Below are 13,641 nucleotides of genomic sequence, written 5' to 3'. Positions count from 1 at the left end.
GCTATCCCTTGGTCTTTGCGATTGCGAATGGGTACACCGGGCCAACTCCTGCTTCAGCAAGGAGAGCCCCGATCACTGTCATTGTCCACCTTGAGTCCGAAACGTCGTCGACCAAGAGGACCGGACCGGTCGGTGTCGGACCGACGACCCGGTAGGAGCCGTGGACGTTCATGAACTGCTGGACGCTGTTCTCCATCAGCTTCTGGGGCTGCGTGGGCGCCACCTTTTCAACGCAGCCGGAGATCGAGATCTTGAGCGTGGCCGCAAGACGGCGGGCGAAATCCGGGACCAGAGATCGCGCCGGGTCCGAGTTGGGAACGAAGACGACGGTCAACTGCGGTTCGTTCTCGAGCCAGTCCTCGACGAGTGCGGCCGCGGCCTCCACCATGGAATCGTCGACGTGCCTGCCGGCGTGTTTCGCCTGCAGGAGGTCTCGTCCCCAGCCTGGATCAGACAAGTACGCGAGGGCGCGACCGGGCTGGAGCCGCTGGTCGAGTGCGACTCCTCCGGTTCGACCGCCGCCGACCCATCGCCGCCGTGGGTCGATCTCAACCGGCCTGCGGCGGATGAACTCGACGGCCTCGACGATCCGTTCCTTCGGGAGTGCGCCGTCTGCGACGCTCCCGTTGCAGTTGTCGCAGCGGCCGCATTGGGGCGGTGAAGGATCGTCGAGGGTGCTCCGGATGTAGGCCATGCGGCAGTCCGGCGAATCTGCGTAGTCCTTCATCGTCTGCTGTTCGCGCACGCGGGCGTCCCGTACGCGGTCCACGCGTTCCTCGTCGAATTCCCAGAGGCGCAGCGTTCGCCGGTACGAGGTTCCGCTTCGTTCAACTGCTCCTTCGATCTCGAGAATCTTGAGCAGGCCTGTCAGGCGGGCTGTCTTGATGTTGACTGCCGATTCGATGTCGCGTTGCGGGGTCCAATCAGCACGACTGGCGAGGAACTCGGTGACCGCTTCGGCATGCCATTGGACCGGCAGGCTGTTGGCCAGGAAGTACTCCCAGATGTCCGAGTCCTCTGCCCCGACCAAGAGGACGGCTGTCGCGCGATCGATCGCGCGCCCGGCACGTCCAACCTGCTGGTAGTAGGCAACCGGCGAGTCCGGCGACTGGAAATGGACCACGAACGCAAGGTCCGGCTTGTCGTACCCCATCCCCAGAGCGGAGGTGGCGACAACGACCTTCACGTCATTGCTCTTGAGGCGCCGTTCGATATCGAGCCTCACCTCGGCATCCGTGTCGCCGGAGTAGGCGACTGCGCTGATGCCGCGGGCGTTGAGCCAGTCGGCTACTCGCCTGGTGTCGGCTACGGTCAGGCAATAGATGATCCCGGATCCACTTGTGGTCGGCAGCCACTCGGCGAGCCATGCGAGGCGCTCGGGCTGGGTATCCAGCCTGCGCACGTGCAGCGACAGGCTTTCGCGGTCCAAAGATCCGCGGATGACCTCGAGCCCGGTGCCGAGTTGGCCCACGATGTCGGTGACTACGCGGTCGTTCGCGGTGGCCGTGGTGCATAGGACTGGAACAGTCGAGGGCATCAAGTCGAGAACACGGACGATGCGACGGTAATCCGGTCGGAAGTCGTGTCCCCAGTCGCTGATGCAGTGCGCTTCGTCGATCACGAGAAGGCCGGCGGCGCTTGCCAGGGGAGTCAGGAGACGGTCGCGAAACTCGGTGTTGTTGAGACGCTCGGGTGAGATCAGGAGCAAGTCGATGGAGCCGCTGAGGAGACCGGCCTCGACACGGTCCCAATCGTCTCGGTTGCTGCTATTGATCGTCTCCGCGACCAGCCCGATGCGTTTCGCTGCCTCGATCTGGTCACGCATCAGGGCGAGAAGCGGCGAGATGATGATCGACGGTCCAGCTCCCTCGTCGCGAAGGAGTCGGGTGGAAACGAAGTAGACCGCGCTCTTCCCCCAGCCGGTCCGCTGAACGACCAGCAGCCGCCCGCGCCTCGCGACGATCGTTTCAATGGCTTCCAGCTGCTGCGGTCGAAAGGCGGCGTCGCCTCCCAGCGCCTGTCGCAGCACCTGCTGGGCACGGTGCGCGAAGCCACCGGCGCTCATGTCTCGTGCCTTTCGCTCGAAGGTGATTTGACTTGAGGCCGACTCAGGCGGCCGATCGGACGGTACTGGCAGTCGCCGACACATTCCTGAGGTTCTGGAAAAGGCGCCTGACTCGTGCCGCGCGCCTCAGTTCACTCAAGCGCCTTCTCGTACTCGTCCAGATCTATCGCGAGGGCTGTGCCCATTCGCTGGAGGCGTCGGAACAGGCGGAGGGCGAACCAGATCAATTGGGTGCCGTCGGCGCTGTAGGCGAGTTCGATCGCCGGCGCGGTCGACTCGAAGGCCTTCGTATCCAGGGCGAGCCCGAGGTCGAGTCGCCGGTCGGGCTCGGCGCTCGTGATCGCGCGGGTGGCTGCACGTCCTTCCATGTCGGTCCAGTCAGACCGGGCGGCGAGCAAACCACCGATGATCGACTTGTCGGCTGGGTCCTGGGGTGGATAGACGCCCCCCGCGTGCCGGATCTCTGCGGAAGTCCGGTGGAGAGCGCGGACGCTGGCGACCTTGCTTCCCGCGTACTCGACATACTCCTTATCGACGACGGGCTTGACCTCGAAGGCGGCGTAGATGCTCTCAGCCGGTACGACCAGGTCGCCCCCGGAGGTCTCGAAGAAGAGCGGGGCGTACTGACGGTCGTAGATCGCGATGTCGATCTGGTCGCTTCGCTGGCCTCGCGAGTCGACGGCGAAGATCGGCCCAACGCCGTAACGCCCTGGCAAGAAGCCACTGAGCATGGCCCGCCAGTCAACCTCCGAGGCATCCCCCTTGGCGGAGGGGTGATCGATGAATCCGGCGGTGACGTTGAGCGCGGCGAGAAGCTGGTCCTGACGCCGGAGGTATGCGTCCCGGAGGTCGAACTTCGTCAGGTCGTCTGGCCGCTGTGCCGTGCTCATGACGCTGCCACATCGCTGAAGGGCGGGGTGGGGCCGAGATCTTCTGCGACGGTGATCAGGAGATCGGCGGTGATCGGCTCATCCGGATACGCGGCGAGAACTGCTGTCGGAACAAGCCGCTGCGTCAGGTCTGAGTACGTAAAACCCGGCAGACCGTCACCACGCTCGCCAGTCGCGAGGACCAGCTTCTCGATTGTCTCGTCGGCGAGCTCGAAGCCCTCGAAGGCACCGGAGAGCACCTGCCTGCGCTGGTCGGCGTTCGGTCGCCCGAACGTGAAGGTGGCCGCGGCACGACGCTTCACTGCAGGGTCGAGCGCTGCGAGGCGGTTGGTACACATCACGACGAGCAGCGGGATCCCTGAGCCAGCAAACTGGTCGATGCCGGCGAGGAAGGCATCGACACCGGCGCGGTCCTCGTGGTGCATCTGGCTAGCCTCTCGCGACTGGACCAGAGCGTCTGCCTCGTCGATCACGAGAATGGTGACGGCTTGGAGCTTGCCTGCTGCGGTCCGGCCGATGCGCGCCTCGGCGCCGACCTTCTGGAAGGCCTCATCGATGAGGGCCGTCATTTCGCCGACGTGGCCTGTGCCGCGGGCGGAGAGCTTGAGGCGGTAGAGGTTTACGTCGACGTCCAAGAAGGTGGCGAGGTCGCAACCGAAGCTCTCGGCGAGCGCCGACTTGCCCGACCCCACGTCACCGGCGAAGAGCAACAGCGGCGCACGGTCGCGCAGGAGTGTGAAGGCCGCATTGTCGGAGGAGACGCCGCGGTGATTGGCAGCGGCCCATCGCGTCAGAACGGCTGGATCTGCGAGGACCGCGGCCTCCTTTCGGAGGCGGGTCTTGATGTCGTCGAGGCCGACGAGCCGCTTGTATCGGTCTACGCGGACAGGCTCGGGCAGGCTAATGACGGGGTGGAAGAGTTCCGTGGTGCTGGTCACGAACGTGACCTCCTTGGCATGTTGGCCGGCATGGAGCGGCCGCCGCGTTCAGCGGCGGCCGCTCTGTGCCACGGGTCAGAATGCGGTGTAGACGTTGCGGCCGAGGCCGGCGCCGTTGCGGGAGTACTGAGAGGATCCGCCAGTGCTGCCGGCGAATGCCGTCGGTTCGGCGCCAGCGGTGCGCTGGATGGGAAGAGTCGCGTTGAACTCAGCACGCTGAGCATCGCTCAGGTTCCAGTACGCATCGTTCCGAACTAGATAGCTGTGGAACGAGTGCCCCGCAACGTCGTAGGCGCTGGGCAACCCACCTGGTGTCTCGTCGCGCAACTGCCCCCCGGCGACTGCCGTGTATCGCAGCCGAAGCACCCAACGATCACCGTCCTTGAAGCCGAAGTCGACGGTGTCCAGGTAGCCGTGCCGTAGGTATTGCGCGGTCTCTTCCACGTAGTCGTCGACGTCGGCACGAAGCGGGTGGCCGTAGCGGGCGTGCAGGTTGAGAAGGTCGGCTCCTAGCTTGCTCGCGACGTACTTCGCGTCGGTGTAGGTGAAGGTCGAGGAGCGGGTCAGAGAAGTCGTCATCTCACGCTCCCGGGAAGCTCGGGCCGAGGAGCGTCCGCCAGGCGTCGACCGCGGCGGTCTTCGTGGGGGCCATGCCCGCCCAGGTGATCTGGTCCAGAGCCTTGGCACATCGGTCGACGATGCGCTGACGGTCGCTGTCGGTGTACGAGCCGGCGACGTTGTTGTCGGGGTTGACCGGGTCCCAGACCCGCACAGGGTCATTGGAGGCCCCGACGGCCGAGGCCGCGTAGTAGTCGGTGAACTGAATCGGCTGTTTAAGGCCGGTGTGCACGATGTAGGCGAGGAACTGCTCGAAGGCTTGCGGGTAGTCCTTGACCGCCAGGGGCTGGCCGTTCCAGCCATGGTCGTAGAGGTGCGCGACGATGAGCTCGGCGAGGAAGCTCTTGAATCGCAACTCGGGCCCAGTAGCAGCGGCTTCCATCTTGGCGCGAGCGATGAACGCCTTCACCAGACGGATGAACTCCTTGTACTCGGCGCCGGCGACCGTCTTGCGCTTGTTGAGGAACGCGAGGTGCAGCGTGACCGAAGTCAGGACGCGCTCGCCGTTGCGGGTCACGAGGTATCCGCGGTCGTCTGGCTCGTCCTCGTAGAGGACGGGCGCGACGTCGATCTTCAGGCCACTGCCGTGCATCGTTATGGCGACAGCGTGCTGCGAGATCTCGAAGTCGGAGGCATCCTTCGTAGCGCCGTACACCTCGATGCACCGTTCGCGAAGCCAGGCGAGGAGATCGGCCTCGTTGGCCATCACCCCGCCAACGGCCGAGGCCCGAACATAGGCGGCAATGTCGGTGTCGGAACTGGACCTGATCGCGGTGTGCTTGGCGACGCTGCCTGAAGCCCGCATCTTGACGAGGTCGTAGTCGGGGTGGTCTGCGATGTAGGACTGGAGGCGGGTGCGCAGGTGAGTTACCTGATCACGCCGCGCCTTCGCCTTGTCTGCCGGGACGTTGACCTTCTCGGCCGCGTAGGCCGCGAGGTCAGAGTGCTGGACGTGGTCGTGCATGGGACTCCTTGGTCGTCTTGAGCGTTGCGCTCGAAGACACGCCATGAGTCGAGCCGTGAACTTGATCTCGTATGACGGAAAAGACACCGAAACGCGTGTGTTTCCGTCATGGGAGTCCTACACTGGCCGCGACCAAGCAGTACCACGTAGGCCCTGAGATCAGACTTCACGTCGCCTCAGGGCCTTCGTCTTGTCTGCGCTCTTGGTGTTCTGTTGTTCCCGCCCCGAGTCGGCGCCTCGCCGGGTGGTCGGCCCTTACAGGCTACCGGCCGTCCCCGACAAATCAGCACTCTACCGTGGCGACTGCCAATCATAGTTACATCGATGTAGTTATCCACAGGTTAGCACTGGCGGACGCCGCCGGCACCACATCTAGGGCGTCGAGGACCAGTCGCTTCCAGATCTAGTGGTCAGGTGCCATCATTGGCGAGATCACACAGGACACTTTCGTCCCGCAGCAACCACCTGCCCCAGCATCCTCAAGAATTTCCACAGGGGCAACTCGACATCGAACAGGTCGCCGTCAGTGCGCCATGTCGACGAACCGGCTGTAGTGACCCTGGAAGGCGACGACGATGTCGCGGGTCGCGCCGTTGCGGTGCTTGGCGACGATCAGGTCGGCCTCGCCGGGGCGGGTCGACTCCTTCTCGTAGACGTCGTCACGGTGGAGCAGGATCACCATGTCGGCGTCCTGTTCTATGGAGTTGTGCAGGGCGATGCCCTCAGCAACGAAGTTGTGGACGCCGAGCACGGTGGCGTCGTAGACGGGCTGCTCGCCGATCGCCTCGATGGACTTGATGCTGTCCCAGTAGACGTCGTTCGTGGCGAGCACCTCAAGGTCGGCGTGGTCGAGGACGGCAGCAACCTTGCCGAGGCGCTGGCGGCTCGGGGCGTGCTTCCACATGGTCGAGCCACAGAACTGCGTGCCCATAGCGGCGGCGAACTCACGGTGCGACATACCCTGGTGGCTGAGGATCGATCGGACATCGTCCCAGACCTCGACAGGCACAGTGTCGGCGTTGGTGTTGGGAGTGACGTCGCGGATGAGCTCACCGATCCGTGCCGCGGTCACGCCGCGGGCGCCGTGCACGCCGATCTCGTCGATGAACCTCAGCTGGTTCTCCACGCCGTAGACGTGGAGGTGGTAGCCGTCGCGGTAGCCGTCCTTCCGAGCGGTCTTGATCCGGGTGAAGATGTTGTAGCGGCCGAGCAGCCGGGCCAGATCATCGACCAGGCGCCGACTCGTCGAGGCGTAGTAGATCCGCCCGAGCGCGCGCTTCTCGTCCCAGTGAACGCACCCGTCGGTGGCCCAGATGTGACGCAGGAAGAGCCCGACCTGGTCCTTGGGCAGCGAGAAGACCCAGTCGGGGACGAACTTCTCGTGGCTGCGCAGCCCGAACAGGCCGTCGGCATCGAGCCACTCGGCGATGGGGTTGCGGCGACCACGCGCGAGCCGGAAGGGAGCGGGCAGGCGCAGGGTCGTCACCCGCGCCGCGGCGTACTCGTCGCGGACCGCCGTGATGCCGAAGCGCCGCCCCGCGGCCTCAGCGACCACGTCAAGGTTGGCCTCGTCCTGGCTGGCGTACCGGATCGGCTGACGCTTGACGAACGACCCATCGCCCAGCAGGTGCGCGAGCACGACGATCTCGTCCTCGTCACGAGGCGCGATCTCCAGCGGCGGCGGGACGTGCCGGATGGCGCCGACCCGGCTGCCGACCTCGAGCTCGGCCAGCGGCATCCAGCCGTCGTAGGTCAGGAAGGGGTGGTTGCCGGTCGCCTTCACGCGGCGGCCGGAGGCCAGCGTCACCTCGAACACCGGCTTGGTGCCGCTGGGGAACGCGTGGGTCAACGTGCGCGGAACCAGCTTGAGCCGGTCATCCAGCGCCCAGACGGGGATATCGCGAACGTCGTCCTGCATCAGCTCGCCGAGCGTGATCTCGGCGTTGGTGTCGGCACGCAGCAGGCGAGTGTCAGCAGTGAGGCAGCCCGACTCACGCAGGTCCGACATGGCCGGACGCTTGTCGGCACGCTGCTCGGGACCACGGTTGAGCTGGGACAGGGCGATGATCGGGATCTCGAGCTCCTTGGCGAGGAGCTTCATCTGCCGGGAGAACTCGGAGACCTCGAGCTGGCGGGACTCGACCTTCTTGCCCGACGACATCAGCTGGAGGTAGTCGATGACCATCAGCTTGAGATCGTGCTTCTGCTTGAGCCGACGCGCCTTGGCGCGGATCTCGGTCATCGTCATGTTGGGCGAGTCGTCGACGAACATCGGCGCGGCCGAGACCTTGGCGACGTGGCGGGCCAGGCGGTCCCACTCCTCGGTGCCCATCTTGCCGTTGCGGATGTGATTGAGCGGGATGCGCGCCTCGGCGGAGAGCAGGCGCATCACGATCTCGGCGCGCGTCATCTCCAGGCTGAAGAAGGCGCTGGTCAGGTTGTGCCCGACGGACGCGGCGCGGCAGAAGTCGAGCGCGAGGGTCGAGTTGTGCGTCGGGATCATGGACCGGCCGGCCAGGTAGAGATGGTCGGCGTTGTCCACCTGGACACAGCGCACCGGGACGGATGGCACCGGCTGCACTGCGTCGATCTTCACCGCAGAACCGTCGGGCATAGCGATGGCGTTGACCGCGTCGACGGTCGACGCGAGCTCGAGCGTGGTGCGGACCTGGGGCTCGCCGCCGACCGTCTCCGTCAGCCACTGGTGCTGGGCGTCGGCGACGATCGTCGAGCCGTCGGAGAACTCGACCTCGAAGCACGGCCGGTCGACCATCACCTCGGTGGCCGCCACGACACGGGTCGGACGCCCCTGCGCGTCGTACAGCTCGTCACCGACCCGGACCTCACCCATCGTGGTCCACCCGGTGGGGGTCGGCAGCGGGGTGTCGAGCGCCAGCGCCTTGCCCATGGCGGGACGCGCCGCGACGACGATCATCTGGCCGGAGTGCAGGCCGTTGGTCAGCTCGTCGAGGTCGGCGAACCCGGTGGGGACGCCGTAGATGCCGGCCTCGCGGTTCTCGATGGCCTCGATCTCGTCGAGGACGCCGTCCATGATGTCGCTGAGCGGGGCGTAGTCCTCCGACTTGTTGCGGTCGGTGACCTTGTAGATCTCCGACTGCGCCTCGTTGACGATGCCGTCGACCTCGCCCTCGCCGGCGTAGCTGATCTGGACGATCTTGGTGCCCGCGTTGACGAGGCGGCGCAGGATCGCCTTCTCATAGACGATCTCGGCGTAGAACCCGGCGTTGGCCGCGATCGGGACGTTGGCCGCGAGGGTGTGGAGGTAGGGCGCCCCGCCGATCTTCTGCAGCTGGCCGCGCCGCTGGAGCTCGCCGGCGACGGTCACCATGTCGGCCGGCTCGCCGCGACTGTAGAGGTCGAGGATCGCCTCGTGGATCTCCTCGTGGGCCGGCCGGTAGTAGTCGGGCCCGCGGAGCACCTCGACGACGTCGGCGATGGCGTCCTTGGAGATCATCATCGCGCCGAGCACCGACTGCTCGGCGGCCATGTCCTGCGGCGGCGTGCGGCCACCGCTGGGTGCCTCTCCCGGTGCGTACGCCGCCGGGCCGTCACCCCAGTTGCTGGGTGGCTCGGTGGTCCAGGCGGGGGGGTCGTCCGTGAGGCTCACGGTCCTCCCACCTCCTGATCTCGTCGCCGTCTCGTCGGTATCCGGTCCGGGTCCGCTCGCCCGGGTCGTGCGGTGGCCAGCGTCTCGACCGGGTCCGACACAATCACCCGAGCGGGTCGACCGCACGGGCCACCAGTGCGGCAACCTACGGGCAGGACGGGCTCGCCGAAAGCGCCTTATCCACAAGGGTTGGGGATAACTCGGGGTAGGGCGTGGACGACACGCGGAGATGGTGTGCACGGGGTGGGGAGGAACCTGTGGAGACGAAGCGGCCAGGGAGGCCTAAGTTGCGGCTGACCTGCGGAAACGTGGATCCACGCCTGTGGATGACAAAAAACAGCGGTGTGATCCTGTTCACCTTCCGGTCACCGGGGGGTCGGTCGGCGTCTCCCGTCGCAGTGGTTCCGCTACCACACACCCGACCCTCATTTCCACAGGGGGACCCGACTTATCCACCGGCCCGGGTACGGTCCTGGTGAGCTCTCCGCGCGCACTCGACCGGGAGATCGCCCGGCTCGCGTTCCCGGCCTTCCTGGCCCTGATCGCCGAGCCGCTGTTCCTGCTCGGCGACGCGGTCGTCGTCGGCCACCTCGGCACCCCGGAGCTGGCCGGCCTCGGGATCGCCGGCACCGTCGTGACCACGGTCGTCGGCCTGTGCATCTTCCTGGCCTACGGCACCACTGCCGGCGTCGCGCGCCAGATCGGCGCCGGTCACCGCGACGCCGCCCTCGCCCAGGGCCTCGACGGGCTGTGGCTGGCCGTCCTCATCGGCGTGCCCGCCACCCTGGTCACCGCGCTCGGCGCCGACCCGCTCGTGGCCCTGTTCGGGGCATCGCCCGACGTCGTCGAGCCCGCGACGACGTACCTGCGGGTCGCCGCCCTCGGCCTGGTCCCGCTCCTGCTGATCCTCGCGGGCACCGGCGTGCTGCGCGGCCTCCAGGACACCCGCACCCCGCTGGTGGTGGCCGTGGCAGGCAATGTCGCCAACCTCGTGCTCAACGTGGTCCTCGTGTACGGCGCCGGGCCGGTGCCGGAGCTCGGGATCGCCGGGTCGGCGCTCGGGTCGGTGCTCGCCCAGACGGCGATGGCCGTCGCCCTCGTCCTGACCGTGGTCCGGGCCGCCCGCCGGGAGGGCGCGAGCCTACGGCCCCACCTGCCCGGCGTGCGCGCGGCGGCTCGCGCCGGCGTCCCCCTGATCGTGCGGACCCTCACCCTGCGCGCCTCCCTGCTGGTGACGACGTACGCCGTCGTGCTGACCGCGACCTCCGACCGCACCCTCGACAGCACCGCGGTCCCGATCGCGACCCACCAGCTCGCGATGACGCTGTGGGGCTTCCTGGCCTTCGTGCTCGACGCGATAGCGATCGCCGCGCAGGCGATCACCGGGCGCTACCTGGGCGCGGGCGACGTGGCCGGCACCCGCGACGTCACCCGGCGGATGGTGGGCTGGGGGGTGGTCAGCGGGATCGTGACCGGGCTGCTGCTGGCGGCGGCGAGCCCCTGGCTCGGCGCGCTGTTCACACCCGACACCGGAGTCCGGGACGCCCTCGTGCCGGTGCTGCTGGTCGCCGCCCTCGCCCAGCCGGTCGCGGGGGTCGTGTTCGTCCTCGACGGCGTCCTGATCGGCGCCGGCGACGGCCGCTACCTGGCCTGGGCGGGCGTGGCCGTGCTGGCGGGCTACGCTCCGGTCGTGCTGCTGACGAGTGGACTGGGCGCGGGCCTGCCCTGGCTGTGGGCCGTGTTCTCCGCGGTGTTCATGGGCGGGCGGCTGGTCACCCTGGTGCACCGCGCCCGCGGCGACGCCTGGCTCGTCACCGGGACGACCGGTACGACGGGGGGCGGGTCGCGATGAGACCGCTGCACCTGTTCGCGTTCGGCCTGGTCCTGGTCGCGCTCGAGCTGCGCGTCGGCGACTGGGACCTGCTGCCCGGGCCGCTCGGCTGGCTGCTGACCCTGCTGGCCGTGCACCGGATCAGCCGGCGAACCGACCTGCAGCGCACCGGTCTGATCTGGGCGCTGGGCCTGGCCACCGTGGCCGCGGCCGCGCTGACCTGGCTGCCCGTCGGCGCGGACTGGGTCGAGGACGCCGAGGACGCCGTGCGGTGGGCTGTCGGCCTGCCCGCGATGCTCTACAGCGGTCTGGTCTGCATCGAGCTGTCGCGCCTCGCCCGCGCCGACAGCTACAGCACGCCCACCGGCCTGCTGCAATGGACCGGGATCGGCTTCTTCGTCAGCGGCGTGGCTCCGGTGCTGATCATCGGCGGCGGTCAGAGCTGGCTCGAGGTGCCCGCGCTGGCGGTCAACGCGCTGGCGCAGCTGTCGCTGTTCGTGCTCTGCCTCGTGTACGGCGCGAGGGCGTGGGCCGGCGTACCGGTCACCACGCCCCCCGACGTCGTCAGCCCTTGATCGCGGCGAGGATCTTCTCGGCGAGCCCGACCGACTGGTTGAGCGGGTCGCCCTCGTACTGGACGCCCTCCTCGTAGTCGAGGTCGATCTGCAGCAGCACCGCGTCGGTGCAGGCGCGCAGCTCGCCCTCGAACTCCGGCGGGCTGCTCACCTTCCACCAGCCGCCGGTCGCGCCGGCGATGTCTTGTGCGGGCTCGACGACCCCGGTCACGTCCAAGGGCTGCGGGCAGCCGAAGGAGCCCTTGACGAAGTCCTCGGGCCCGGTCAGCTTCACGGTCACCTCGGCCAGGTCGTCTGCCTCGAACGAGCAGTCGTCACTCGACCACTCCACGTCCTGCTCGGTGGTGGAGCCGCCGCCGACCTCCGGAGCGCCGAAGGGCATGCCGTACGCCTCGTCGAGGTCGGCGGCGCTCACCACGTCGCAGGCCGCGGGCAGGGTGCCGGCGGCGCTCGACGGCGCGGTGGGCGTCGAGCTCGGCGGCGGGGTCGGGGTGGGGGTGGGAGTCGCCTCGGTCGGGGTCGACTCCGCGGTCGAGGTGTCGTCCGCGTCCGGGTCGTCGTCGCCACAGGCCGCCAGGACCGGGGTCAGCAGCAGGAGGGCAGCGGGCCAGAGCCGTCGTACACGCATGGGAGTTGCTCCTGGTTAGCAGGGGAAGGAAGGAGTGCTCCAAAAGTAGCGGCGTGGCCGGCCCCGGAGGGACCGGCCACGCCGTCGTACGTCGATCAGGTCAGACCGGGATGACGTTGAGCGCCACCGCGGCGGACACGTCGTCGTGGAGCTTGACCGACACCGCGTGGTTGCCCAGCGACTTGATCGGGTTGCCGAGGACGATGGTCCGCTTGTCGATCGCCTCGCCGGCGGCGTCGCCGAGCGCGGCGGCGATGTCGGCGGGGGTGACCGCACCGAACAGGCGGCCGCCCTGGCCGGCCTTGACCTTGACGTCGACCGGCGAGCCCTCGAGCTTGGCCTTCAGCTCGGCGGCGTGGGCCTCGTCGCGGACGGCCCGGGCCGAGCGGGCGGACTTGATCGAGTCGGCCTGCGCCTGGGCGCCCCGGGTCCACCGGATCGCGAAGCCGCGGGGGATGAGGTAGTTGCGGCCGTAGCCGTCCTTGACCTCCACCACGTCGCCGGCAGCGCCGAGGTTCTCGACCTCCTGGGTCAGGATGATCTTCATGAGTTCAGCTCTCCTTCTCTGACGCTGCTCAGCGGCCGGCGGAGGTGTAGGGCAGCAGTGCGACCTCGCGGGCGTTCTTCACCGCGATCGCGACGTCCCGCTGGTGCTGGACGCAGTTGCCGGTCACCCGACGGGCGCGGATCTTGCCGCGGTCGGAGATGAACTTCTTCAGAAGGCCGGTGTCCTTGTAGTCGACACCGGTGGCCTTCTCCTTGCAGAACTGGCAAACCTTCTTCTTCGGCTTGCGGACGACTGCCTTCGCCATTGTGGTGCTCCTCCTCAGAGCCCGGCCGCGTCAGTCAACGTCGGCCGGAATGGTTGGGTTGTGATGCTTGATCAGAACGGGGGCTCGTCGCTCGATGCGACTCCCGGCGCGGCCCACGGGTCGTTGGCCGGGGCGCCGCCCCCGTAGTTGGAACCGCCACCCTGCTGCTGGCCACCACCGGCGGGGGCACCGCCAGCGGGGGCACCGCCAGCGGGGGCACCGCCCCACGGGTCCTGACCCGCGGGACGTCCACCGCCCTGGTTGCCGCCACCTTGGCCGCCACCCTGGCTGCCGTAGCCACCGCCACCGCCGGAGCGGCTCGCGCGGGTGACCTTGGCGGTCGCCCACGTCAGCGACGGGCCGATCTCGTCGACCTGCAGCTCGTTGACGGTGCGCTTCTGGCCCTCACGGTCCTCGTAGGACCGCGAGACGAGCCGTCCCTGCACGACGACCCGCATGCCCTTCTGGAGGGACTCGGCGACGTTCTCGGCGACCTGGCGCCAGACCGAGCAGCGCAGGAACAGGGTCTCCCCGTCCTTCCACTCGTTGGTCTGACGGTCGAAGGACCGCGGCGTGGACGCCACCGTGAAGTTGGCGACGGCCGCACCCGACGGGGTGAAGCGCAGCTCCGGGTCGTCGGTGAGGTTTCCGATGACGGTGATGACGGTGTCGCCAGCCATGGTGCTCTCCTG

The 13,641-nt window shown here is 67.9% G+C and carries 12 protein-coding genes; 2 read left to right on the top strand and 10 right to left on the bottom strand.

From position 1 onward, the window contains the following. Nucleotide 1 precedes the first annotated feature (1 nt). The 6 genes from KVF89_RS23380 to KVF89_RS23355 all read right to left on the bottom strand — a co-directional run bounded on the left by KVF89_RS23380 (nt 2) and on the right by KVF89_RS23355 (nt 8,950). Complete coding sequence (locus KVF89_RS23380; RefSeq protein ID WP_257429004.1) at nt 2-2,065, bottom strand: RecQ family ATP-dependent DNA helicase; 2,064 nt, start codon at nt 2,063-2,065, stop codon at nt 2-4. Nucleotides 2,066-2,196: 131 nt separating this feature from the next. Beyond that, on the bottom strand, nt 2,197-2,955 hold the full coding sequence (locus KVF89_RS23375; RefSeq protein WP_257429003.1) for a DUF6602 domain-containing protein: 759 nt from the start codon (nt 2,953-2,955) through the stop codon (nt 2,197-2,199). Further along, the gene (locus tag KVF89_RS23370; protein ID WP_257429002.1) at nt 2,952-3,893 is read right to left on the bottom strand and encodes an AAA family ATPase; all 942 of its coding nucleotides are present in this window, start codon (nt 3,891-3,893) and stop codon (nt 2,952-2,954) included. Before KVF89_RS23370 ends, KVF89_RS23375 begins: the two co-directional genes overlap by 4 nt. 75 nt (nt 3,894-3,968) lie before the next feature. Beyond that, nucleotides 3,969-4,472 (bottom strand): HORMA-1 domain-containing protein, encoded by a 504-nt coding sequence (locus tag KVF89_RS23365; RefSeq protein ID WP_257429001.1) that lies wholly within the window; start codon nt 4,470-4,472, stop codon nt 3,969-3,971. A 1-nt stretch (nt 4,473) separates the two neighbouring features. Continuing rightward, entirely contained in the window at nt 4,474-5,475 is a 1,002-nt protein-coding gene (locus KVF89_RS23360; RefSeq protein WP_257429000.1) for a CBASS oligonucleotide cyclase, read from the bottom strand. A gap of 523 nt (nt 5,476-5,998) precedes the next feature. After that, entirely contained in the window at nt 5,999-8,950 is a 2,952-nt protein-coding gene (locus tag KVF89_RS23355; RefSeq protein ID WP_443690004.1) for a replicative DNA helicase, read from the bottom strand. Nucleotides 8,951-9,578: 628 nt separating this feature from the next. On the opposite strand from KVF89_RS23355, the gene KVF89_RS23350 reads away from it, so the two are divergent. Beyond that, nucleotides 9,579-10,955 (top strand): MATE family efflux transporter, encoded by a 1,377-nt coding sequence (locus tag KVF89_RS23350; protein WP_257428999.1) that lies wholly within the window; start codon nt 9,579-9,581, stop codon nt 10,953-10,955. Then, nucleotides 10,952-11,509: a hypothetical protein gene (locus KVF89_RS23345; RefSeq protein ID WP_257428997.1), complete on the top strand. Its 558-nt coding sequence runs from the start codon at nt 10,952-10,954 to the stop codon at nt 11,507-11,509. Before KVF89_RS23350 ends, KVF89_RS23345 begins: the two co-directional genes overlap by 4 nt. On the opposite strand, the gene KVF89_RS23340 is transcribed toward KVF89_RS23345, so the two are convergent. From KVF89_RS23340 to KVF89_RS23325, 4 genes are all read right to left on the bottom strand, one after another. Then, nucleotides 11,499-12,137: a hypothetical protein gene (locus KVF89_RS23340; RefSeq protein WP_257428996.1), complete on the bottom strand. Its 639-nt coding sequence runs from the start codon at nt 12,135-12,137 to the stop codon at nt 11,499-11,501. The genes KVF89_RS23345 and KVF89_RS23340 overlap by 11 nt on opposite strands. Nucleotides 12,138-12,237: 100 nt before the next feature. Then, nucleotides 12,238-12,684: a 50S ribosomal protein L9 gene (gene rplI / locus KVF89_RS23335; protein ID WP_257428994.1), complete on the bottom strand. Its 447-nt coding sequence runs from the start codon at nt 12,682-12,684 to the stop codon at nt 12,238-12,240. A gap of 28 nt (nt 12,685-12,712) precedes the next feature. Then, the gene (gene rpsR, locus KVF89_RS23330) at nt 12,713-12,949 is read right to left on the bottom strand and encodes a 30S ribosomal protein S18 (RefSeq protein ID WP_182378637.1); all 237 of its coding nucleotides are present in this window, start codon (nt 12,947-12,949) and stop codon (nt 12,713-12,715) included. A gap of 71 nt (nt 12,950-13,020) precedes the next feature. After that, complete coding sequence (locus KVF89_RS23325; RefSeq protein ID WP_257428992.1) at nt 13,021-13,629, bottom strand: single-stranded DNA-binding protein; 609 nt, start codon at nt 13,627-13,629, stop codon at nt 13,021-13,023. Nucleotides 13,630-13,641 lie beyond the last annotated feature (12 nt).

The organism is Nocardioides carbamazepini, from assembly GCF_024614185.1.
Lineage (GTDB): Bacteria > Actinomycetota > Actinomycetes > Propionibacteriales > Nocardioidaceae > Nocardioides > Nocardioides carbamazepini.
Note: the sequence above shows the minus strand (reverse complement) of the source record. Positions and strands in the feature narration are given on the sequence as shown.

What these genes read in the sequence shown, in the direction of transcription:
- KVF89_RS23380 (WP_257429004.1), bottom strand. Translation starts at nt 2,065, where the DNA reads ATGAGCGCCGGTGGCTTCGCGCACCGTGCCCAGCAGGTGCTGCGACAG.
- KVF89_RS23375 (WP_257429003.1), bottom strand. Translation starts at nt 2,955, where the DNA reads ATGAGCACGGCACAGCGGCCAGACGACCTGACGAAGTTCGACCTCCGG.
- KVF89_RS23365 (WP_257429001.1), bottom strand. Translation starts at nt 4,472, where the DNA reads ATGACGACTTCTCTGACCCGCTCCTCGACCTTCACCTACACCGACGCG.
- KVF89_RS23360 (WP_257429000.1), bottom strand. Translation starts at nt 5,475, where the DNA reads ATGCACGACCACGTCCAGCACTCTGACCTCGCGGCCTACGCGGCCGAG.
- KVF89_RS23355 (WP_443690004.1), bottom strand. Translation starts at nt 8,950, where the DNA reads ATGATCTCCAAGGACGCCATCGCCGACGTCGTCGAGGTGCTCCGCGGG.
- KVF89_RS23345 (WP_257428997.1), top strand. Translation starts at nt 10,952, where the DNA reads ATGAGACCGCTGCACCTGTTCGCGTTCGGCCTGGTCCTGGTCGCGCTC.
- KVF89_RS23340 (WP_257428996.1), bottom strand. Translation starts at nt 12,137, where the DNA reads ATGCGTGTACGACGGCTCTGGCCCGCTGCCCTCCTGCTGCTGACCCCG.
- rplI (WP_257428994.1), bottom strand. Translation starts at nt 12,684, where the DNA reads ATGAAGATCATCCTGACCCAGGAGGTCGAGAACCTCGGCGCTGCCGGC.
- rpsR (WP_182378637.1), bottom strand. Translation starts at nt 12,949, where the DNA reads ATGGCGAAGGCAGTCGTCCGCAAGCCGAAGAAGAAGGTTTGCCAGTTC.
- KVF89_RS23325 (WP_257428992.1), bottom strand. Translation starts at nt 13,629, where the DNA reads ATGGCTGGCGACACCGTCATCACCGTCATCGGAAACCTCACCGACGAC.